At 65.0% G+C, this 21331-nt stretch carries 22 protein-coding genes; 8 read left to right on the forward strand and 14 right to left on the reverse strand.

Annotated elements, in window-relative coordinates:
* Both AC52Q4_RS00005 and AC52Q4_RS00010 read right to left on the reverse strand, forming a co-directional pair.
* Positions 1 to 383: UvrD-helicase domain-containing protein (locus AC52Q4_RS00005; RefSeq protein ID WP_495534737.1), on the reverse strand; the 383-nt coding region annotated here is incomplete at its 3' end.
* On the reverse strand, positions 380 to 3127 hold the full coding sequence (locus tag AC52Q4_RS00010; protein WP_495534738.1) for a PD-(D/E)XK nuclease family protein: 2748 nt from the start codon (positions 3125 to 3127) through the stop codon (positions 380 to 382). The genes AC52Q4_RS00010 and AC52Q4_RS00005, both read right to left, overlap by 4 nt.
* A gap of 213 nt (positions 3128 to 3340) precedes the next feature.
* Here AC52Q4_RS00010 and AC52Q4_RS00015 point away from each other — a divergent pair, with 213 nt between their 5' ends.
* Both AC52Q4_RS00015 and AC52Q4_RS00020 read left to right on the forward strand, forming a co-directional pair.
* Positions 3341 to 3742, forward strand: coding sequence for a group III truncated hemoglobin (locus AC52Q4_RS00015; protein ID WP_495534739.1), 402 nt, complete (start codon positions 3341 to 3343; stop codon positions 3740 to 3742).
* 97 nt (positions 3743 to 3839) lie between these two features.
* A complete protein-coding gene (locus AC52Q4_RS00020; RefSeq protein WP_495534740.1) occupies positions 3840 to 4841 on the forward strand; it encodes an aldo/keto reductase in 1002 nt (333 codons plus the stop codon).
* 22 nt (positions 4842 to 4863) lie between these two features.
* Here AC52Q4_RS00020 and AC52Q4_RS00025 read toward each other — a convergent pair whose 3' ends face one another.
* The 3 genes from AC52Q4_RS00025 to AC52Q4_RS00035 form a co-directional block, all read right to left on the reverse strand.
* Positions 4864 to 5922: a class I SAM-dependent methyltransferase gene (locus AC52Q4_RS00025; RefSeq protein WP_495534741.1), complete on the reverse strand. Its 1059-nt coding sequence runs from the start codon at positions 5920 to 5922 to the stop codon at positions 4864 to 4866.
* 201 nt (positions 5923 to 6123) lie between these two features.
* Positions 6124 to 6513: a hypothetical protein gene (locus AC52Q4_RS00030; protein ID WP_495534742.1), complete on the reverse strand. Its 390-nt coding sequence runs from the start codon at positions 6511 to 6513 to the stop codon at positions 6124 to 6126.
* Positions 6514 to 6696: 183 nt separating this feature from the next.
* The gene (locus AC52Q4_RS00035; protein WP_495534743.1) at positions 6697 to 7149 is read right to left on the reverse strand and encodes a MerR family transcriptional regulator; all 453 of its coding nucleotides are present in this window, start codon (positions 7147 to 7149) and stop codon (positions 6697 to 6699) included.
* A gap of 90 nt (positions 7150 to 7239) precedes the next feature.
* Between AC52Q4_RS00035 and AC52Q4_RS00040 the strand changes: the two genes are divergently transcribed.
* Positions 7240 to 8181: a cation diffusion facilitator family transporter gene (locus tag AC52Q4_RS00040; RefSeq protein ID WP_495534744.1), complete on the forward strand. Its 942-nt coding sequence runs from the start codon at positions 7240 to 7242 to the stop codon at positions 8179 to 8181.
* Positions 8182 to 8261: 80 nt separating this feature from the next.
* Here AC52Q4_RS00040 and AC52Q4_RS00045 read toward each other — a convergent pair whose 3' ends face one another.
* From AC52Q4_RS00045 to AC52Q4_RS00060, 4 genes are read right to left on the reverse strand one after another with little or no spacing between them, the layout of a single operon-like run.
* Positions 8262 to 9086, reverse strand: a complete 825-nt coding sequence (locus AC52Q4_RS00045; protein WP_495534745.1) for an alpha/beta fold hydrolase — start codon at positions 9084 to 9086, stop codon at positions 8262 to 8264.
* Between the two features lie 46 nt (positions 9087 to 9132).
* Positions 9133 to 9873: an SDR family NAD(P)-dependent oxidoreductase gene (locus AC52Q4_RS00050; protein ID WP_495534746.1), complete on the reverse strand. Its 741-nt coding sequence runs from the start codon at positions 9871 to 9873 to the stop codon at positions 9133 to 9135.
* Positions 9874 to 9926: 53 nt separating this feature from the next.
* The gene (locus tag AC52Q4_RS00055) at positions 9927 to 10685 is read right to left on the reverse strand and encodes a M90 family metallopeptidase (RefSeq protein WP_495534747.1); all 759 of its coding nucleotides are present in this window, start codon (positions 10683 to 10685) and stop codon (positions 9927 to 9929) included.
* Positions 10682 to 11662: a 2-hydroxyacid dehydrogenase gene (locus AC52Q4_RS00060; protein WP_495534748.1), complete on the reverse strand. Its 981-nt coding sequence runs from the start codon at positions 11660 to 11662 to the stop codon at positions 10682 to 10684. Before AC52Q4_RS00060 ends, AC52Q4_RS00055 begins: the two co-directional genes overlap by 4 nt.
* A gap of 130 nt (positions 11663 to 11792) precedes the next feature.
* Between AC52Q4_RS00060 and AC52Q4_RS00065 the strand changes: the two genes are divergently transcribed.
* Positions 11793 to 12422: an aminoacyl-tRNA deacylase gene (locus AC52Q4_RS00065; RefSeq protein ID WP_495534749.1), complete on the forward strand. Its 630-nt coding sequence runs from the start codon at positions 11793 to 11795 to the stop codon at positions 12420 to 12422.
* A 7-nt stretch (positions 12423 to 12429) separates the two neighbouring features.
* On the opposite strand, the gene AC52Q4_RS00070 is transcribed toward AC52Q4_RS00065, so the two are convergent.
* The 3 genes from AC52Q4_RS00070 to AC52Q4_RS00080 all read right to left on the reverse strand — a co-directional run bounded on the left by AC52Q4_RS00070 (position 12430) and on the right by AC52Q4_RS00080 (position 16714).
* A complete protein-coding gene (locus AC52Q4_RS00070; protein WP_495534750.1) occupies positions 12430 to 13797 on the reverse strand; it encodes a glutamate--cysteine ligase in 1368 nt (455 codons plus the stop codon).
* A gap of 168 nt (positions 13798 to 13965) precedes the next feature.
* Entirely contained in the window at positions 13966 to 15528 is a 1563-nt protein-coding gene (locus tag AC52Q4_RS00075) for a bifunctional aminoglycoside phosphotransferase/ATP-binding protein (RefSeq protein WP_495534751.1), read from the reverse strand.
* Positions 15529 to 15733: 205 nt separating this feature from the next.
* The gene (locus AC52Q4_RS00080) at positions 15734 to 16714 is read right to left on the reverse strand and encodes a cysteine synthase A (RefSeq protein WP_495534752.1); all 981 of its coding nucleotides are present in this window, start codon (positions 16712 to 16714) and stop codon (positions 15734 to 15736) included.
* Positions 16715 to 17004: 290 nt separating this feature from the next.
* On the opposite strand from AC52Q4_RS00080, the gene AC52Q4_RS00085 reads away from it, so the two are divergent.
* From AC52Q4_RS00085 to AC52Q4_RS00095, 3 genes are read left to right on the forward strand one after another with little or no spacing between them, the layout of a single operon-like run.
* Entirely contained in the window at positions 17005 to 17367 is a 363-nt protein-coding gene (locus AC52Q4_RS00085; RefSeq protein ID WP_495534753.1) for an aminopeptidase P family N-terminal domain-containing protein, read from the forward strand.
* A gap of 52 nt (positions 17368 to 17419) precedes the next feature.
* Positions 17420 to 18274 carry a M24 family metallopeptidase gene (locus AC52Q4_RS00090; protein ID WP_495534754.1) on the forward strand — a complete coding sequence of 285 codons (855 nt, stop codon included), beginning with the start codon at positions 17420 to 17422 and terminating at the stop codon, positions 18272 to 18274.
* On the forward strand, positions 18255 to 19235 hold the full coding sequence (locus tag AC52Q4_RS00095; protein ID WP_495534755.1) for a threonine ammonia-lyase: 981 nt from the start codon (positions 18255 to 18257) through the stop codon (positions 19233 to 19235). Before AC52Q4_RS00090 ends, AC52Q4_RS00095 begins: the two co-directional genes overlap by 20 nt.
* Positions 19236 to 19281: 46 nt before the next feature.
* Here the strand turns inward: AC52Q4_RS00095 and fabG are convergent, their stop codons facing one another.
* Positions 19282 to 20025, reverse strand: a complete 744-nt coding sequence (gene fabG, locus AC52Q4_RS00100) for a 3-oxoacyl-[acyl-carrier-protein] reductase (RefSeq protein ID WP_495534756.1) — start codon at positions 20023 to 20025, stop codon at positions 19282 to 19284.
* A 223-nt stretch (positions 20026 to 20248) separates the two neighbouring features.
* On the opposite strand from fabG, the gene AC52Q4_RS00105 reads away from it, so the two are divergent.
* On the forward strand, positions 20249 to 20446 hold the full coding sequence (locus AC52Q4_RS00105; protein WP_495534757.1) for a DUF6316 family protein: 198 nt from the start codon (positions 20249 to 20251) through the stop codon (positions 20444 to 20446).
* Between the two features lie 91 nt (positions 20447 to 20537).
* Here AC52Q4_RS00105 and AC52Q4_RS00110 read toward each other — a convergent pair whose 3' ends face one another.
* Positions 20538 to 21224, reverse strand: a complete 687-nt coding sequence (locus tag AC52Q4_RS00110; RefSeq protein ID WP_495534758.1) for a rhomboid family intramembrane serine protease — start codon at positions 21222 to 21224, stop codon at positions 20538 to 20540.
* Positions 21225 to 21331: the final 107 nt, after the last annotated feature.

Consider the following 21331-nt stretch of genomic DNA (forward strand, 5'->3'; position numbering starts at 1 on the left):
GGATACGGCCGCACGATCTGTTGGCAAAAGCCGTGGATCGTCGTGGCGGTGAGCTCGCCAAGCCGCTCGCGGGCCGCGGCGAGCCCGGCGCGCTGATTTTCGTTCAGGCCGTGCGGAAAAGCGGCGCGCAACTCAGGCGGGATCTCGTCACGCAACGCGCGCTCGAGGAAACCGCGAATGCGCGTCAGCAGCTGCCCGGCGGCCAGCTCGGTGAACGTGATCGCCGCGATCTGACCCGGTTCGATGCCCTGCGCCAGCATGAAAACGATGCGCCCGGCCATCAGCGCCGTTTTGCCTGAGCCCGCGCCGGCCTCGACGAGCAGCGTCGAATCGATGGCGGTCAGCGCTTGCAGGCGTTGCTGCTGATCGACAAGCTCGCTCATGGCCGCTCCCAAAGCTCCGGTAACGGCGCCAGCCGGTCAGCGGCAAGCGGACGTTTCGTCTCCAGATAAATGGCCTTGGCATTGCCTGGCAGAACGAAGCGCAACGGGTCGCCGTCGAATTCGGCGGTTCCCGGCCCCGGCAGTGCATGACCGGCCAACACGTGATCATGAGCGGCGATAAAATACCGGGCGATTTCCTCGAGCCGCGCCGCGCCTGCCGCCATGCTGAGCAAGCGAGCCGGCTCGCCCGGATAGAGCAGACGCGCGTCCACCTCGACCTCCGGCCCGAGCATGGCCTGAACGGCGAAGGCATAAACGCAGCGTTGCAGCTCTGCGCCGCCGCGCACGAGGGTTTCCTGGCCCGCGCCCGGCGCCTTGCCGGTTTTGTAATCCGTGACCCGGGCGGCGCGTCGGTCGGCGGAGAGATCGAGCCGGTCGATCCTGCCGGTAATGTTGAGCTCGGTGCCCGGGATCCGCACCTCGGCAGTGCTCGGCCAAGGGGCCGGACGCCCGGTCTCGGGCGAGCGGCTCGTTCTCAGACCGAATGCAACTTCGGCGAAGGAGCACTGCCCGCGCAGAGCCGGCTCCGGGTAGGTCAGCGCGCCGATGGCCAGCTCCCGGATCTCGCGCTGCGCCTGGCGCCACAGCAGCCGTGGCGGCGTGGGCTCCTCCACCTCGTGCTCGGCCACCGCGGCCGCGAGCGCCGCCTCCACCGCGCCCGCAATCTCCGCGGGGGCCGCGCCGGCCAGGCCTTGCGCATCTTCGAGGCGGATCAGAGCGCGCTCTAGAACCTTGTGCATGAGGTTGCCGTAGCTTTGGCGGTCCAGTGCAAGCGGCGCCTTCTCCGCGACCGGCGCTTCCCAGCCGAGAACATAGCGCCATACGAACCCCAGCGGATCGCGGACCAGCGCGCGCAGCCGCGTTGCCGACAGCGGCAGCGCCAATGCGCGGCGCAACGCGGGATGGCCCGCGCGCAGCAGACCGTCGTGAGCGGTAAGCTGCGGGAGATGCCAGTTGATCCAACAGGCGCGAGCGCTGCGGGCGCGGGGGTGCGCCGCGAACTCCTCCGGCCGGGCGAGCAGCCGATCCGATTCACTGACCGCATGCGCCGGGACTCGTTCGCGGTGGAGATAGATTTCCTCTACCGCATCGACCGCGCGCAGCAGCGCGCTCTCGCCATTCTCCCGGCCCTCGGCATCGCGGCGGGCGCGCGAAAGGACCACTTGTCGCGCCGTGGTGCGCAGAATCGCTTGAAAATCCCTGCGATCGCGCTCGGTCACGGGAACGGGATCGAGCCGCGCCGGCTCGATGACATGGGCGGGCAGCAACGCATCCTCCCGCCGGGCCCGCGGCCAGCCGCGGCCGGTCAGCCCGAGCAGCCAGACATAGGGGCGCGGGCAGGCGGCGAGGTCGGCGGCCGGGCCGAACAGGATCGACACGGCCGGCTCCCGCTCGTCCGTTAGCCGAATCCCCTGCAACGTAACGTCCAGTGCCCGCGGTGGACCCTCGCGCAGTGCCTTGCGCCAAATGCCCAACGCGCGCCCCGCCAGCAACCGCTCTGCGGCGATCTCCGCCGTGTCGAGGCCGCGATCGAGCTGCTCGACGAGCGCCAGCAAGGCCTCGGCCTCCTCCCGGCAGTCGCCTTCGCGGGCATTTGCCAGGCAGGCTTGCCATTGGCTTAGCTGCAGCAGCGGCGCGTCCTTGGGCACGAGATCCCGCCACGAGACCGGAATGCGCTCGGTCATCGCCGTCTGACCGTGGATCAGGCTCACCAGCCGCTGCACCCGCTGGCGGCTCAGCCCCTTGAGGAGAATTTCCGCGAGCGCGGCCGCCGCTTGCCCGTCGGCGCTCGACAGGGCGGGTCGGCCGGCGGCGAAGGCGACCGGCAGATCGGCGTCGCCGGCGATGGCCGCGAGGTGCGCTTCCCAGAGCGCCGTCGCCGGTGCGGCAATCGCGATCTCCTCGGGCCGCGCCGTGCCGGTGGCGATCAGCTCCCGCGCCCAGCGCAGCGCCTCCTGGGCTTCGTGGCGTGGGTTGGCGCAGGAAAACCGCTTTATCTCCGGTTGCTCCCGGGCCGTTTCTCCCCAGACCAATCGCGCGGCGTTGCGCGTCCAGCGCGGTCGGACATCCGCCGCGCCCTCCCAGCGCACGGGAACGACTTGCGCCAGCTCGAGCAACAGGGGGCGCCAGACGGGATCGAGATCGGCTACCCCACGCAGCGTGAGCGGGCCGAGCAGGCAGGGAGCCCGTTCGATTCGTTGCAGGGCTTGTGCGACCAGTTCCTGCGGCCGCTGCATCGCCAAGGGCAGCCGTTGCAGCACCGCGCGCTCCAGGCGCGCCATGGCCTGCATTCGAGCCCCGCCGCGTACCGCCAGAACGCTCAGCTCCTGCCCCGCCAGCCAACTGCTGCGCAGCGATCGGCTCGCAGCGCGCATCATACCGGGCAGTCGACGAATGCCCTCCAGCTCCCCCAGAGCAACGCACTCGTCGGCGAGCACCTCACGCAGCGCCTCCTGCACGGCATCCGGCCGCACGGTCTGCAGGAACCCACCGGCGAGCCGAGCGGCCACCTGTCCGGGATTGAGCACCTGACGCCCGTGGGCGCGTTCGCGGGCGGCTTCAACGAGCGCCATGCGCCGCGCCACGGGACGCGTTACCAGAATCGTATGGCGCACGGACCTCTCTCCCTGCGGCAAGCGGCGGGATTCACCGCTGGTCAGACAATACGTCGGCTCGCGGGCCATGCCGCTCGCTGGCGCGCGGCGAGCCCCTGGTCCGGCACACAACTACTCAGTCTCTCATGAGAGTGTGCCGACCGGCATGTCGTGACGGCCCGATCCGCATGCAAGTTATTGCGATATAGAGATTTTTCCGCGCGTAGCGCTGAGACCGCCCTTGGCCGTGGGCGTCATTCCACGTATCATTTCGGTGAATTTCCGTTATGGGCAATTCCCGTTATGGGCCAGCGCACGCATCAACCCATCGACCACGAAACCGTCTGTCGCGTCGTGGATGATTTCTACGGCCGCGTACAAAGCCACCCTACCCTTGCCGAGCCGTTCAAGCGCGTCAAGGACTGGCCGGAGCACATCGCCCGGCTCAGCCATTTCTGGTGGATCACCATGGGCGGCGAGCGCTACCGCAACGACCAGTACCACGTGCTCGCCAAGCAGATGCCCGTCGGCGTCACCGACGCTCTGGTGGATGACTGGTTGACGCTGTTTCGCACGACGCTCGACGAGCATCTCACCCCGGAGCAGAGTGAATTCTGGTACGGCTATGCCGAGCAGCTCGGCCAATCCATCCGCATGCTCGCTCAAATGGGCGGGCGCGGGCAATCGGCGCCGCCGCGTTTTTAGCTCGTCCCCCGCGCTCCAGCGTTTGGGCCCATAGTCGTCTCCGACTGCACCGGCGCGGCTTGCGCGGTTGTGTGGGGTGGCGCGGCCAGGAGGTTCAATGGAGCATACAACCCTTGCCGGGACCGGCATCGAGGTATCGGGAATCGGGCTCGGCACCTGGGCGATCGGCGGTTGGATGTGGGGCGGCAGCGACGAGCGGGCCGCGATCGAGACGGTTCAGCACGCAATCGATGAGGGCATCTCCTTCATCGATACGGCGCCCGTCTACGGTTTCGGCTGCTCGGAGGAAATCGTCGGGCGGGCGCTTGCGCAAGGCGACCGTCGCGCCCGGGCCGTGCTCGCCACCAAGGTGGCGCTCGAATGGGCGCCGGATGGCAGCCGCATCTGGCGCAACGCGAGCCGCCAGCGCATCATGCGGGAAGTCGATGATTCGCTGCGGCGGCTGCAAACGGAGTATATCGATCTCTACCAGATCCATTGGCCGGATCCGTCGACCCCGATCGAAGAAACGGCCAAGGCCATGGAGTCGCTTTACCGGGCCGGCAAGATTCGCGCAATCGGTGTCTCCAATTTCTCGCCCGCGCAGATGGAAGCCTTCGCCGAGGCCGCGCCGCTGCACGCCAGTCAGCCACCATACAATCTCTTCGAGCGCGAGATCGAGCAGGACGTGCTGCCGTACTGCCGCCGCGAGGGCATCGCCGCGATCACCTATGGCGCGCTTTGCCGGGGGTTGCTCAGCGGCCGAATGAGCCGTGAGCGGACGTTTCACGGCGACGACCTCCGCCAGGACGACCCCAAATTTCAGCCGCCGCGCTTCGATCAGTATCTTGCAGCCGTGCAGGCGCTCGATGAGCTCGCCAGGCAGCGCTACGGCAAAAATGTCATGGCCTTGGCGCTGCGTTGGCTGCTCGATCGGCCGGGGGTGACGGTCGCGCTTTGGGGCGCTCGGCGACCCGAGCAGCTTCTCGGCATGGCCGAGGTGCTGGACTGGCATCTCGACGAGGCGGCGATGAGCGCCATCGACGAGATCCTCGCGAGGCACATCAGCGCTCCGGTGGGCCCCGAGTTCATGGCGCCGCCGGATCGTGATTCGGCCTGATACCGCCTCTCCTGGGTTTCTGTTACGGTCTGGCCTCGAAGATCAGGTTGAAGGGCGTCTGCGCCACGCGGCGGAAACGGCTGAAGCCGCCTTGGGTGACCACTTCGCGCAGCCGCGCCTCGCCGGCCTGGGCGCCCAGCCCGAGCCCGACCTCCTGGGCGAGCGAGCACGGCGTGCAGACCATGGTGGATACCGAATAGAACGCGCGGCCGACCGGATTGAGGTTCTCCTCGACCCGGTCGTTGGCGAAGGGCTCGACAATCATCCAGCTTCCCTCGGGCGCGAGCGTCTCGAGCACATGAGCGGCGACACCGATCGGGTCGCCCATGTCGTGCAGACAATCAAAGGCCGCGACCAGGTCGTAGTCGCCACCGTTGTACGATTTGGCACCCGCCACCTCGAAGCGCACGCGATCGGCCACACCCGCGGCCTGCGCACGCTCGCTCGCGATGCGAACCGAATTTTCATGGTAGTCGTAACCCGTGAAGCGGGACGCCGGGAATGCCTGTGCCATCAAAATGGTCGAGGCGCCGAACCCACAGCCGATGTCGGCCACGCGCGCCCCTTGGGCAAGCCGATCGGCCTTGCCGTCGAGGGCGGGAATCCAATCACGCACCAGATACTCCGCATAGCCGGGGCGGAACAGCCGCTCGGTGGCGCGGAACAGTTCCGCGTCGTGCTCGTCCCAGCCGACCCCTTGGCCGCTGCGGAAGGCGGCTTCGATCTTCGGCGTTGCGAGCAGGCCTGCCACGGCGCCTTGGAACGCCCCGACCAGAAACGTGGGGCTTTCCTCGTCCGCCAGCACCATGGCCTGCTCCGGGCTCATGAAATAACGCTCGCTCGCGCGATCGTAGCTTACGTAACCGCCGGCCGCCTGCGCGCGCAACCATTCGCGCACATAGCGCTCATGGGTCTGCGTACCAGCGGCAAGCTCGGCCGAGGTCATCGGGCCGTTTTCGGCGAGTGCCCGATAAAGACCCAGCCGATCGCCGATCACCACCAGCGGAGCGTGCCAGGCGGCGCCGAAATCACTCACGGCGCGCTCCAGCAACTGATTCAGCCGCTCTTCGTCGACGCTCATGAACATTACTCCCGCTATATCAATACTTCCGCGCTGTCATAGCTCCCGCTCTCGCCCAGCAGAGCGGAAGTATTCTCCTACGTCATCGTCCCAGACGAATTACTCCGCGCGGCGGGGGGGCGACATTCGCGCTGTCAACGCCGCCCGACCGACCGTGCGGCCCGGGCGGCGCCCTCACTGCGCGGAGCGGGTTGGGAACTCCTAGTTCTGCTGATTCGCCTCCTGCAACAACGCCACGACCGCTTGCGCGACGTGGTTGGTGGCCTCGGCGGATTCCATTTGCGTGCCGATGCGCGCGAGTTGCGCGGCTTGCTTAAGCATGTTGTTCGCCGCCTCGCTGCCGCTCATGTCGTGGATCGCGCCCTCCCCCATGCCGTCGCACGGATTGCCGGCCGAGTCGTCATAGCCTTCGCCTTCCTTGCCAACCAGGCAGTTGACGACGTGCTGAAGGTGCATTTGATGCTTCTCCAGCGTGCCCGATTTGGCGGCGTAGGTGGCATGCTCATGGGCGGTTTGCAGCTGTTTCGCGCCGTGGCTCGAGGCAAGTGCGAGCCCCGCGGCAAATAGACCGGTGGCAAGGGTGAGAGACATAACGAGTCGAGTTGACGAGTATCCGTGCATTGCTGCGTCTCCATTAGTATTAGATTTTGCTCAAGCGTGCCCACCCCCCCGAGGGCTTACGCTCGGGTGCAGGCCGCGACGGCTCACCCCCCCAACCAAACCATAGACCATTTCGCGAGGTGTAACGCGCGCGAGTCGTTTATCAGACGGCGATCAGTCCTCCTCGAATGCCTCCGCAGAACGGCCATGTCCGGTCTCACATCGATCGTGCAACGAGAGCACGCGGATCACCCGGCAATCGGCCACGCGGCCGCCGCGGCAGGCACTCGCCACACGCCTGAGCTCACGGCGCAACAATTCCAGACGCCGGAGGCGGCTCTCGATGGCTGCGAGGTTCACGCGGGCGATGCGATCGATCTCCGCGCAAGATTGCTTCGGATAATCCGTCAACGTCAGCAGCTCCCGGATCTGCTCGAGGCTGAACCCCAGTTCGCGGGCGTGACGGATGAAACTCAGGCGATCGAGGTGACGCGCGGTGTACCGGCGCTGATTGCCGGTGGTGCGTTGCGGCGGTGGCATCACGCCAATACGCTCGTAATGGCGGATGGTCTGCGCCGTGCAGCCGGTGCGACGGGAAAGATCGCCGATCGAGAGCCTGTTCGACATCGGGTGTTTCCGCTTGAACTTACAACGACTATAGGTTCTATGCTGATAAATGCTAGTGACTTGCATTCGGACCAAAGGGAATGATCCATAGTGCCACCCCATTCGCCGTCACGGGATAACACGCACAGTCATAGCAGCGTTTTGCTGTGGAGCCTGGTCCTAACGCTCCTGTTCGCTGCGATCGAGGGGATCGGCGGCTTGCTCTCCGGCTCGCTCGCCTTGCTCGGTGATGCCGGACACATGGCCACCGACTCGCTCGCGCTCGGTGTCGGTGCGCTCGCCGCCTGGCTCAGCCGGTATCCCCCGACGATGCGGCACTCCTATGGCTTGCAACGCTTCGAACTGATCGGTGGTCTACTCAATGCGCTTTTCATGCTCGGCGTGGTGGGCTGGCTCGCCTACGAGGCCGTGCAGCGGCTCGCGGCGCCACCGCCGGTTGCCGGCGGAGCGGTCATGATCGTTGCCGCGGTGGGCCTGGGCGTCAATCTGCTCGTGCTGCGGGTACTGCACGGCAGCGCGCACAGCTTCAATACGCGAGGGGCAATCCTGCACGTGCTGGGCGATCTTCTCGGCTCGGGGGCTGCGCTGACGAGCGGCGCGGTGGTCTTCTTTACCGGCTGGGTGGCTATCGATCCGTTGCTCTCCTTGCTGATCGGTCTGCTGATCCTGGCTTCGACGAGCAAGCTGTTGCTGGAGGTCCTGCATGTGTTTCTCGAAGGGGTACCGCCGCACGTCAACCTCGCCGAGGTCGGTCGTACGCTCGCGGAACTCGAGGGCGTCGAGGAGGTGCACGATCTGCACATCTGGACGCTCGCCTCGGGAAACCACGCGCTGTCGGCGCATATCTACATCCGCGACATGCACCGCTGGCCGCAGTTGCTTAGCGCAATACAGGAGCTGCTCCGGCACGACTACGCGATCACGCACACCACCATCCAGCCCGAGCCGGCCGCGGACGTCACGTTCAAGTCACTCAGCGATGTCGTGCGCGAGCTCAAAACGCCCCGCCGCGCACCGTCCCGAACCCGGTAGTCGACCCCTGCCGTCACCCGGTTCGCGCCTAATGCGAGACGAGGGGTCGGTTCCTTGTCGCCGAGGGCCGCGCTTACGGGCTAGTGAGCGCGCAGAAATGAGGTGACAACCTCTGCCAGCGCGTGCGGCTGCTCGTAGTGCACGGCGTGTCCCGATTCCACGATCGCCGCTTCGCGGAAATCGCGAAAGCAGTCGCGGCGTTGCGCCCAGTCACCCAACGCCCGCAGCCGCGCCATGTAGGTCGAGCGCTGGCCATAGACCCAGAGCACGGATGCGGTGGTGCACCGCCAGCAGGCCATCGCCTCCTCCAAACGATAGAGCACCGGGTTGGGCCGCTGGTGGGCCGGGTCGGCGCGCAGATACACCCCGTCGGGCGAAGTGTAGGCCGCATCGCGCGCCAGTACCGCGGCGCGCTCGCGCCCAAGCAGCGGATGCCGACGCATGAGCTGTTCGGCGAGCGCGGCGTAATCATCGAATCGCCGAGGCCGCAGCGGCTGGCGCAAACTGTCAAGCCACCGCGCATAACGCTGCGGGGCGTCCTGCGGCTCGCTCGGCGCGAGGCCGAAGCCCTCGACCGAGATCAAATGCCGCACCCGCTGCGGGCGCACTCCCGCGTAGAGACCGGCCACGTTGCCGCCCATGCTGTGCCCGAGGAGACTCACGGGCTGCTCCAGCGCGAGTGCATCCAGCAGCGCATCCAGATCGGCGAGGTAATCGGCGAACCAATAGCCGCCAGGCGCTCGGTCACTGCCGCCGAAACCCCGCCAATCCGGTGCCAAGCAGCGCCGGCCTGGGCCCAGGGCGTCGACGAGGAAGCGGAAAGTGATCCCGCTGTCCATCCAGCCGTGCAGCAGCAGCAACGGGGGAGCGTCGCGGGGGCCCCACTCGTGGATACGGTAACGCAAGCCTCGAATTCGCAGTGTCCGCGTACGCGGGCCGGGGGAAGCGCGCTCAGCGTCCGAACCGTGCCGCGTGCTCATCGATGTCCCATTCCTGCGCGGTGAACTCATCGCTGGTGGTGCCGGTGAGCAATTGCCAAACGAAGTCAGCCACGGCTTCCGGGGAATGCAGCCCGCCGGTGCGCTTGAGCTCCCGAAAGCGCTCCACGTCCGGGAAGCGCTCACTGTCCTGTTCGCGGATGAGTGACTGCATCGGCGTATCCACCACCCCCGGGCGCACGCTGCCCACGGCGATTTCCCGCCCGGCAAGCTCGACCTCCAGCACACGGGAGATCATGTGCAACGCCGCCTTCGAGGCGCAGTAGGCGCCCCAGCCGGCAATGGGACGATGCGCCGCGCCCGAGGAGAGATGCAGAACGCGCCCGCCGGTCAGGCAGGGCAGCAGGCGCTGGGTGAGGAAAAGCGGCGCCTCGACGTTAACGGCCTGAGCGTAGCGCCATTCCTCCAGCTCGACCGTCGCCAGCGGACCCACTGGCTCCAGTACGGCGGCATTATGCAGCAGATAGCGCACGTTGCGCCCCGCGACCGCCTCCGCCACGGCTTCCCGCCCCTGCCGGGTCGCCACATCCGCGCTCGTGGGCTCGATGCGCTCCGGATGGGACCGGGAAAGCTCCTCGAGCGGGCCGCTGCGCCGGCCGACCACGATTACCGTCAGGCCTCCCGCCACCAGCCGCTGCACGATCGCGCGCCCAATGCCTGTCCCCCCCCCGGTTACAACTGCAAGCTCGCTCATCGTAGTTGCCTCCCTATAGAGTTGGAAATTGACATGTTTCCGACCGTGAGCCGTCAGGCGAGCGGGTCCTGGCGGAAAAACCGGCGCAGTTGCTCGTAGACCGCGGGGTAGCCCAAGCGGAGCCGCTCGGGCAGCTCGAAGAAGGCTTCGCAGGCGACCGCGAAGAACTCACCGGGCGATTCCAAGGCATAGTCATCGAGCACCGGTTCCCCTCCCGCCGTCCTAACCGACTCGGCGTGATCCCAGGCTTGCGTGAACGCGCGGGTCCAGTCCCGCCGCGACATGCCCCGGTGCAATGGGGGCATGCCGTTGACCGTGCCGTTAAGCATATCGAGCTTATGGGCGAACTCGTGCAGGATCACGTTGTAGCCGTTCAGCTCGGCGCCCGCTTGGATATCGCTCCAGGAAAGCACCAGCGGACCGGAGTCCCACGCCTCTCCGATAAGCTCCGCCACCTGCTCGTGAACCACGCCGGCATCATCGCGATACGCATGCCGGGCACGAAATTCGCCTGGATAGACCACAATGCTATACCAACCGCGATACCACTTGAGCCCCAACTCCAGCACCGGCAGGCAGCCAAGCCCGGCAATGGTTGCGGCGTGGCGCGTTTCCACCTCGAAGTCCGCGGCGCCGTAGAAACGCTTTTCCGCCATCAGCAGCGTCGCGAGCTCATGCAGCCGCGCCTGCGCCGGTTCCTGCAAGCGGCGGAGCAGCGGCTGCGCGGCGACGATCTCTTCCCAGAGCCGTTGCGGTATACGCTGCCGGGCAAGGATGCGCTCGCGTCGCCAACGTTGCAGCCAGCCCGTCACATTCCCTCCACCCCACTCGCAGCGGCGACGACCCGAAGCGGCTGCCCGGTCAGCCAGCCGCGCACGTTCTCCGCGGTTTGATCGATGATCCGCTGGCGGGCCTGCTGGCTGCCCCAGGCACAGTGCGGGGTTACGATCAGGTTGGGGATATCCGGCGCGAGCAAGGGGTTGCCCTGCCGCGGCGGTTCCTCCGTGAGCACATCGATTCCGGCACCCGCGATCCGGCCCGAGCGCAGTGCATCGGCAAGCGCGGCTTCTTCCACGATCCCACCGCGCGCGGTATTGATCAGCAGCGCCGTGCGCTTCATCCGGGCGAACTCCCGCGCTCCGATGAGCTCCCGGGTCTCGGGCGTAAGCGGACAATGCAGACTGAGGACATCGACCTGCTCGAGCAGATCCGGCAGCCCGACACGCCCGGATTCGGGTTGCGCGGCGCCGGGTCGCTGCGCCACCTGCACCGACATACCGAATGCTCGGGCGCCCTGAGCGACCCGCCGACCGATCTCGCCGTAACCCACGATGCCGAGCACCTGGCCGTCAAGCTCCTCGATCGGATGCGTAAGTAGGCAGAACTCGCTGGCCTGGGCCCAGGCGCCGTCCCGCACGTCCCGCGCATAGGCGAACAAACGGCGCGACAACGCAAGCATGAGCATGAAAACGTGCTGCACCAGCGAGGCAGTGCCGTAGTCGCGGCAGTTCACCACCGTTATCCCACGGGCGGCCGCGGCCTCCAGGTCGACGTTGTTCGTCCCGGTTGCGAGAACGCAGATCAGCCGCAGTCGCGGGCAGCGCGCGATGACCCGGCGGTCGAGCCTCGTTTTGTTTACGATCGCGCAATCGGCCAGCCCGATACGCGCGGCGGCTTGCGAGTCTGCGGTCGCTGCGAAGTAATGTATATTAGGAAGTATCTCTTCCAATTTACTGAAATTCATCTTATCACTGCCCAACGATGAGCGATCCAAGAATACCGCTTGCATGTGAACTCCCGGCGAATCGGCGACCTGCCATCTCTATGGCAACTGAGGTATGCACCCGCATTGCCGCCCCCTACTGACGCGCTTGCCCGGCCGCCCCAGAGAGTGCAACGCCGGCTGCTTGGCGTGCACTATGGGCGAAAACACAAACAGCACGGGGGCACAGGATCGACTACGCTTGTTAATTGATCGAAGCGCTTCGGTTCGGCGGGTTATCCCGCATTGCCGCGCAAGCCGCTGGCGCATCGTCACGGCCGGCACGGTCGCGAAGACCCCCCATGGCACCTGCAACGACTCGGGTACGGCGATGCCTGCTCAGCAGCTGCAACAGTTTCTCAATCACCACGAGATCAATTATTTGATCATTCAGCACTCGCCGGCATTCACCGCACAGGGAAACGCGGAAGCGGCGCATGTCTCCGGACGGTATTTCGCCAAGACCGTGACGGTCAGTGTGGATGACTGTTTGGCCCTGGTGGCGATACCGGCCATGCGCCGGCTGGATCTACCGGCCTTTGCGCGAAGCGTCGGTGCCCAGCGCGTCGTGCTGGCCTCGGAATCAGAATTCCAGAATCGTTTTCCCAGCTGCGAGCTTGGCGCCATGCCGCCGTTCGGCAACCTCTTCGGCATGGAAACCTATGTCAGCCGGGATTTTGCCCAAGCGCGGGAAATCGCCTTCAATGCCGGCTCGCAGAGCGAAGTCATGCTGCTCGCCTGGCAGGACTACCTTCAGCTGGTCAAACCCCAAGTCCTCGATTTCTAGCACCGATTCAGTAGGCATGCTCATCGAATACCGGATCGACGCTGCGCTGCCAACGCCCTTGCCAGGAATCCAGCAGCCGTTCGGCGGGCGTAAGGCCCGTTTCCGCGATCTCCTGTAATTCCCTCAAATAGCGGGTTTCATCAACCCCGGCTTCGTTGAGGCAAGCGCGCCGGCGCAAGCCCTGCTCGGCGATGCCGAGCACCTCTCGGGCGAGCTCCTGCAGGCGCTGGCCACGAAACTGAGTTTGCAGCCCCCAACGCGGCACGTCGGCATGCAGGTCCTGGCGTTCCTGCTGCGACCAATCCGCCACGAGCCGGCTCGCCGCCTCCAACGCCCCCTCATCGTAGAGCAGCCCGACCCACAGGGCAGGCAGCGCGCACAATCGGCCCCAAGGACCCGCGTCCGCGCCGCGCAGTTCCAGAAATTGCTTGAGCCGCACCTCGGGGAAAAGCGTCGTGAGATGATCCTCCCAGTCGCTCAGAATCGGCACGGCCCCGGGCAGGGCCGGCAGGCGGCCCGCAAGAAAATCGCGAAACGACTGACCGCTGGCGTCGATATACCGACCCTGCCGGCGAACCAAGTACATGGGCACGTCCAAGGCATACTCGACGTAGCGCTCGAAGCCCATGTCGTCGCCGAAGACGAATGGCAGGATGCCGCATCGATCCGGGTCGGTATCGGTCCAGACAAGGCTGCGATAGGTCAGATAGCCGCTCGGCGCCCCCTCATAGAAGGGTGAGTTGGCAAACAACGCGCTCGCGAGCGGCTGTAGCGCCAGGCCGACGCGCAACTTCTGCACCATGTCGGCTTCATCGCGATAATCGAGGTTGACCTGCACACTACAGGTGCGAGTCATCATATCGAGCCCGAGCGCCCCGCGTCGCGGCATATAGCGGCGCATGATCGCGTAGCGGGCTTTCGGCATCCATGGCATCTGGTCTTGGCGCCACAGCGGCTGAAAGCCGAGGCCGATCAATCCCAGCCCAAGTTTTTCAGCAACTTGCCGAACCTCCTTGAGATGGGCATTTACTTCCTCGCAGCTCTCGTGAAGATTCGCCAGCGGCTCTCCCGATAGCTCCAGCTGCCCGCTCGGCTCAAGGGTCACCGCCGCCGCGCCGCGCTGCAACGCGATTACCTGGCCGTCCTCCAGCAGCGGCTCCCAACCGAACGCTGTCATGGCTTCAAGGAAGGCACGAATCCCGGCTTCGCCCTCGTAAGGCACGGGCCGCCGGTCGGCCAGGCGGAACACGAATTTCTCGTGTTCCGTGCCGATGCGCCAGCGCGATTCGGGCTTGCCCCCCCGGACGAAATAGTCAACCAGCTGCCGCGGGTCGGTAATGGGCTCTTCGGATACGGATGCCTTTGCTTGTGTCATACCGCCTCATCGCGCGGCCGTGTCCAGCTTGCCTAGCAAGATATACGGGTTAGTTCCCAAGCACGCAAGCGTTCGGCTTCATGGTCGCGGTGAAAGCCGCAATTCGCGGAATCATAACTATTATTAACCATTTAATATCATTGAATTCAATGAATGAGTTAATTTGATTTATAGATATGGAGAAGGACTGTCACCCGCCGACCCACCATCCGGTGAGTCGACGGGGATCGCGCACGCGCGTTCCTGAGCATCCAAGGCGTGGCATTGCCGCAGCTGAGTGTCGAGAACGGCCAAATCGGCCTCCGAAGCGTCCCGATTACTGGCGTGCCGTTGTTCGACTCGCTGGCGCAGTTGCGCCGGCGGAGCTTCGAGCGCAAGGATTGCGAATGCGGCCCGGCGTTCCTTGGCAAGCTCGGCAAAGCGGCGACGCTCGGCGCGTTCGAGGAAGGTGGCGTCGACGATCGGCAGGAAACCGGCGTTCAGGACCTCCGCGGCCAGTTCGCGCAACCGCTTGTAGGTTTGCCGGGTTTGGTCGGGCGTGTAGGCGCCCTTGCCCACAGCAGACCCGGTCTGCGCGTGCCTTTCGAGACCCAGCAGGCGCTTGCGCTCGACGTCCGAGCGCAGGCGGATACAGCCAAAACGTTCCACCAGCGCTTGCGCGGCGGTGCTCTTGCCGGATCCCGTCACGCCGCAGGTGATCACGAGATTGGCCGGATCCGGGTACGCGAGGTATTCGGCGAGCTCGAGATAGCGCTCGACACGTTTCCAAGCCGTTTCTCGGGCTCCGGGCTCGGCGCTCTGCTCTTCGAGCAAGAGCGTGTTGACCTTGGCGCGCACCAGCGCGCGATAGCTCGTGTAAAACCGAATGACCCTCAGCGCGCCGTAATCGCCACTGATCTCCAGATAGGCATTGAGCAAATGATGGGCGGCCATTGGTTGCGCGCGGAAGTGCAGATCCATCACGGTAAACGCGATGTCGTTGGCGGTATCGATCCATCGCAGATCCGGGTCGAACTCGATGCAATCGAAGGCGGCCACCTCGCCTTGCCACGCGATAATATTGTCGAGATGCAGGTCGCCGTGACACTCGCGCACATGACCTTCGCGACGGCGCCGTTCGAACGTCTCGGCGAGGCGTTGCGCCGCCTCCTGCGTCCACTGGCGCAGGCGTTGCAGCCGCCTCACTTCCCGCTCTCCGGAAAAGGCCCGCTCCAGAACGCCGAAATTATCGAGCGCGTGCTCGCCAATGCGCTCCGGGGCACCGTGGCGGGTGTCCTTGGCGATGCCCGTCTCCGAGTGGAAGCGGGCGAGCCTATCGGCCAGACGCTCGATCAGCTCGCGTTCGAGACGCCCGTGTTCGACGCGGTTGCCCAGCAGTACCGACTGCGGAAAGCGGCGCATCTTGACCGCCCAATCCACTACTTCCCCGTCACCGTCGATTCGCGGACCATTTGCATCCTCGGTCACGGGGGTTACATCGAGGTAGACGTGGGGCGCCAAACGGCGGTTGAGGCGAACTTCCTCGGCACAGTAATAGCGGCGGCTCTCGAGCGGTGTGAAATCGAGAAACCCGAGGTTGACCGGCTTTTTGAGTTTATAGGCATATTCACCGGCGAGCAGCACCGTGGAGATGTGCGTCTCCATCACCTCGACCTCGTCCACCGGCTCCGGCCAGAACGGCGCACGTTGCAGGGCCGACACCCGCCGACGATGCTCGGCTAACCTATCCATAGGGCACCCTCTCTCATGACCATAAGGCACGGGCCGTGCGCTCTCATTTCGATGCCCGATGAAATCTATCTGCACCCGCTGACGCCAGGATACAAGGGGGCGGCGGCAACGATGCCGGCCCCCATCGCGCCTCCACCGTAGCAAGCGCTCTCAGCGAGCCGATCCGTGCACCGGAGTGCTGCGCCGTTGCCCTTCCTAGATGGCTTCAGCCATCCGGCGTAAGCCCCTTCTCGGCGAGCCACTCGGCGTTGAACAGCCGGGAATAGTATCGCCCGCCGCCGTCGCAGAGCACGGTGACGATTCGGTGCCCCGGCCCTAATTGCCTTGCCACGCGCACCGCGGCGGCCACATTCACCCCGGTCGAGCTGCCCACGAAGAGACCCTCCTCGCGCAGCAACCGATACACCATCGGCACAGCCTCCTGATCGGGCACCATCATGGCATCGTCGATCGGGGTTCCTTCCAGATTGGCCGTCACTCGGCTGCTGCCGATGCCCTCGGATATCGAATTGCCCTCGGAGGCCGCGGGCTCTCCGTGCCGCACGTAGTTGTAAAGCGCGCTGCCGGCGGGATCGGCGAGCACGGCCCGCACGGATTGGCGTCGTTCCTTGAGGTAGCGGGCCACCCCGGCCAAGGTGCCACCGGTGCCGGTGGCGGACACGAACGCGTCGATTTCCCCCCCGGTCTGGCGCCAGATTTCGGCGCCGGTGGTCTCATAGTGCCCATCCCGATTGGCGGTGTTATCGAACTGATTGGCCCATATCGCGTTGTCGAGGCTCTCGGCCAAACGTCCGGCCACCTTCTGATAGTTTTGCGGATCGCGATACGGCACGGCGGGCACCGTGCGCACCTCGGCCCCGAGCGTGGCCAGGAGATCGATTTTCTCCTGGGACTGCGTTTCCGGAATCACGATGACGCAGCGATAGCCGCGCGCGTTGCAAATATGGGCCAGGCCGATGCCGGTATTCCCCGCCGTGCCTTCGACCACGGTGCCTCCGGGACGCAACTCACCGCGCTGCTCGGCGGTACGAATGATGGCCCAGGCGGCCCGATCCTTGACCGAGCCCCCCGGGTTCATGAATTCGGCTTTGCCCAGAATATCGCAGCCCGTTTCCTGGCTGAGCCGGCGCAGCCGGATCAGGGGCGTATTTCCGACGGCGCCTATGAAGCCGTCGCAGATTTCCATGATGGCACTCCTCCGCGTCTGCTCTGTTGTTGCTGGCTCAAGGGTTGCTCTACCGATCCATGCGCCCAACATTGGTTACCAATGGGACCGCAGCACTGTAGACGATACACGGGCGCCTTGCGATCTCGGCCGCCGCCGGTCACGAACAAGGGTGTGTACAAGGGCCCGTTGCGAATGCATGAGCCACACCCCGACGCGGTCTCCAGTGTTGCGGGATTGATGAGGACTTTGCGCTAAGACGCTGGTCGTACTACCCGTTTCACGTGCATCTTCGATCCGGGAGGCATCCGATGGCAAATTATGTTGGAGGCCGGTATTTCGATGACGCTGAGTATCAGCGCCGCCGCGATCAAGTCCGAGCGCGCATGTCGAAACGCGGGCTGGATGCCTGTCTAATCGCCAGCCCCGAAAACATCTATTATCTGACGGGCCTGGATCATATGGGCTATTTAGCCTGCCAGCTGCTGATCTTCCCGGTCAAAGGCCAGCCCATTCTCGTCACACGCGCCATGGAGCGGGCCACTGTCCGCGATCAAGTGCCGGACGTCGTGCACGTAGGCTACACGGACGGAACGGCCCCTGTCCCCGTGGAGAAAGAGTCCGCCACCACCGTGGCCGAACCGTGGTCCGTCACCGCCGGCGCGCGAGTATAGAGGGCGTCCGCCCCGCACGCACTCGGCGGCCACCGAGGAGACCGTCAAGGCATTGTACGACGCTGGGCTCGCCAAAGGCGTGCTGGCCGTGGATCACAGCAGCAACTTCCTGCCGCATTCCATCGCTCAGGGGATCATCGAGGGTACCGCAGAGGCCACGTGGGAGGAAATCGGCAGCCTGGTGGACGATATTCGCGTTGTCCAGTCGCCGGCCGTGCTGGAGCTGACCCGCCAAGCCGCCGCGGTATCCGACGCCATGATGCTCTCCGCGATCGCCGCCGCCGGGGTCGGTGTCAATGCCCGCGAGATCATGGCCGCCATCTACGATGCCCTTTTTCGGCGCGGCGGCACGTATCCGGGCTTCGTCCCGCTGGTTCGCTCCACGCGCAACCTGGAACACGAGCACGGCACCTGGGAAGATCGCGCCCTCGAATACGGTGATTTGCTGTTTCTGGAGATGTCCGGTTGTGTCCGTCGCTACCACGCGCCGACCGGACGCTTGGTGTCCATCGGGGAGGCCCCGGCGAATGCGGCGTCAATCAATGCGATATGCCAGGAGGCGCAGCAAGCCGCGGCTGATACGATCCGTCCCGGCGTCCGGGCCGGCGATGTCTACGAGGCCTGGCAGGGCGTGCTGGATCGCTCCGAGCTCGGGCATTATCACCGTCATCACTGTGGCTATGCCATTGGCATCGGCTACCCGCCGAGCTGGTCCGGCAGCGGCGTTCCGGTCGGCCTGCGGCGCAACTCGGAAATGACGTTGAGCCCCGGCATGGTCTTTCATCTGATGTCCTGGCTGCTGCATTCCGGCTTGGGCGATTCGTTCCTATCGGATACGGTGGTGGTCACCGAGTCAGGCTGCGAGCGCCTGGCAAAGAGCGATCCCAATGTCACAGTTCGCATCTGACGCTCTCTCGCTGCCGACCCTGCAAGACGTCTCGGCGGCGGAACGGCGCATTCGTGCCGAGCTGCCGGCAACCCCGGCGGTCCCCGCGTTCGAGCTCTCCGCCATGCTCGGCCAGCCGCTGCATCTCAAGGCGGAGAATCTCCAGCGCACCGGCTCATTCAAGGCGCGCGGCGCGTTGAACTGGGTGTGCAGCGCGAGCCCGCAAGAGCTGCGTCCGGGGCTGATCACGGTCTCCGCCGGCAACCATGCCCTAGCACTGGCGTGGGCGGCTCAACGCGCCGGTGTGGAAGTCAGCGTGGTCATGCCCGAAGGTTCCAGCCCGATGAAGATCGAGGCCACCCGCGCGCTCGGCGCCGAGGTCATCATCCACGGTACCATTCAACAGGCGGTCGCCTTCACGCACCGGCTTCGCGAGGAGCGCGGCCTGACGCTCGTCCACCCCTACGACGCCCCCCGTATCATCGCCGGCCAAGGGACATTGGGCCTGGAGCTGCTGCATCAGGTGCCGGCGATGGCACGTATCCTCTGCCCCATCGGCGGCGGCGGGCTGATATCGGGTATCGGCCTCGCCGTTCGCACGCAGCGCCCGGACGTTGAGCTCATTGGCGTCGAGCCGGAGGGGGCGGCGACCATGCGCAACGCCTGGGACCATGAGGATGCGGCGGCCAGCCTGCAGCGCATCGATACCATCGCGGCAAGCCTGGCACCGGCGATCGTGGGGCGCTATACGTACGCCCTGGCGCGTGAGCTGGTCAACGAGGTGGTGACCGTCGATGACCAAGCCATTCGCGAGGCGCTGCGGCTCATGCTCAGCCGCGGCCATCTTTATGCCGAGACGGGCGCCGTGGTCGGCCTGGCCGCGCTGCTCTCAGAACGCGTGCCGCCCCGAGCCGAAAGCCCGAGCGTGATCGTCGTCACCGGCGGCAATATGGATCTCGCGCAGCTGCGCACACTGCTCTGAGGCCGGCCGTGGAGCTCCCGCGGTCCCGCCATACCAGGAAAGCGCATTACATATAGATACCGCCGTTGATGTTTATCTGCTGACCGGTGATGTAACCGCCTTCCGCCGCCAGGAACGCCACCGTCTCAGCGATCTCCTTGGGCTCGCCGAATCGGCGCAGCGGGATCCTGGCCAGGAGCTTCTCCTGAATCGCCTCCGGGACCATCGCCAGCATCTCGGTCGAAGTGAACCCCGGCGCCACGGCGTTGACGGTGATGTTGTGCTTGGCAAGCTCCAGGGCCGCGCTTTTGGTGAATGCGATCATCCCGCCCTTCGAGGCGGCGTAGTTGCACTGTCCGAAATTACCCGACTGACCGACGAACGAGCTGATATTGATGATCCGCCCGTAACGCTGCTCGATCATTTTCGGGCAGGCGGCGCTGGTCGTATAAAAAACACTGTTGAGGTTGGTGCCGATCACCGTCTCCCAGTCTTCGTCCGTGAGACCCTTCAACGCCTTGTCCCGGGTGATGCCGGCGTTGTTCACGAGCACGTCGAGGCGACCGTAGTGATCGATGGTCTTGCCGACCAGGGCGCGGGCCTGATCGCTGCGGCTCACATCCGCCTGCACGACGAAACATTCGCTGCCAAGCTCCTGGATCTCCTTGGCCAACGCATTGGCCGCCTCTTCACTGTGGTTGTAGTTGACCGCCACTCGGGCACCGAGGCGGGCGAGCACGAGGGCAATCTCCTTGCCGATGCCGCGCGCACCTCCGGTGACCAAAGCAACCTGCTGATCCAGGCGACGCATGAGCGATACCCCCTATATTGATTTGCGGTGGTGTGAGGAAACGGTAATAAAATCGCGGGCCGGGCTGCCGAAAGCACTGCCCTTCTTTTCTATGGTAGGCGAAGAAACAACCTGCGTGAACTTGTAGGGCGTGACACTTTTCTAACAGCTGAAGCACGCTATGCTCTAGGTGAAGCAAGGACGAAAGACGCCAAGATGCTTTCCAAAGGGAGGAACCCAGCTTATGTATAGCAGGCGAGGCGAAAACGGCGCGATTCCGCATCGAAACGGGCGTTTCCACTGCATCAATCAGCAGTGGTTCTTCTCGACGCGCGAGCAACGTCTGGTCGGCCCCTATCGTGATCAGGACGAGGCACAGGAAGCGCTGGGGAAAATGTTCGCGCCTCCGGCGGCGGATCGTATCAAGGAATACAGCGGCTGACGGCCACGGCACGCGCGCGACTGGTTTGCGGTCTCCGGGACAAGGATTGGACCATCCGTCCCTGGCCCGGAGAGGGGGACATCGTGCGTTCTTACCACGGGAGGCGATGGGAGGGCTTGATCGGCAGCCGCCCACGCCAATATTGAATCAACACGAAACCAAAGACCATACCGCCGATGTGAGCGAAATGCGCCACCCCGGCCATCGAGCCGGTAAACCCCGCCCATAATTCGAACGCGCCGTATAAGAAGACGAAATACTTCGCTTTCATGGGAATCGGCGGAAACAGCAGAAATATCATCTGATTCGGGAACATCATGCCGAAGGCGAGCAGGATCCCGAACACGCCGCCGGAGGCTCCAATGGTCGGATAGATATCGCCCTGCCCCGCGGCGACGCTCGCCACGATGAGCTGTATGAGCCCGGCGCCGACGAGGCAGAAAAAATAATAATAGGCAAACGGCCGAGAGCCCCAAAGGTTCTCGATCTGCACTCCGAACATCCACAGCGCGAACATGTTGGCGAACAGATGCAGCATGCTCCCATGCAGGAAGGCATAGCTGACCAGCTGCCAGACATGGAAGCCGGGCGCGTGCACGACCCCCAGCGGTGAGGGTGCAATCTCCGGCATGCCAATCGGCCACAACCCGAAATAGAGTACCGGCGCCAAAGAGCCGCTCATCTGTTGCCAGAGAAAAACCAGTCCATTGGTGATCAGCAAAGTCAGCACCACGGGAGGCAGGCTGTTCTGGCTGGGATTGCTTCTGTATTGGTTCATTAGCTCGTCTTCCTGTCGGGCTCGCTGCCATCATACGGGGGCGATTCGGTCCCGCGCCAGCCGCGGAGGCAACTTTGCCACGGATAGCGACCCGCTGAGCGCGACAC

The organism is Nitrococcus sp., from assembly GCF_059432795.1.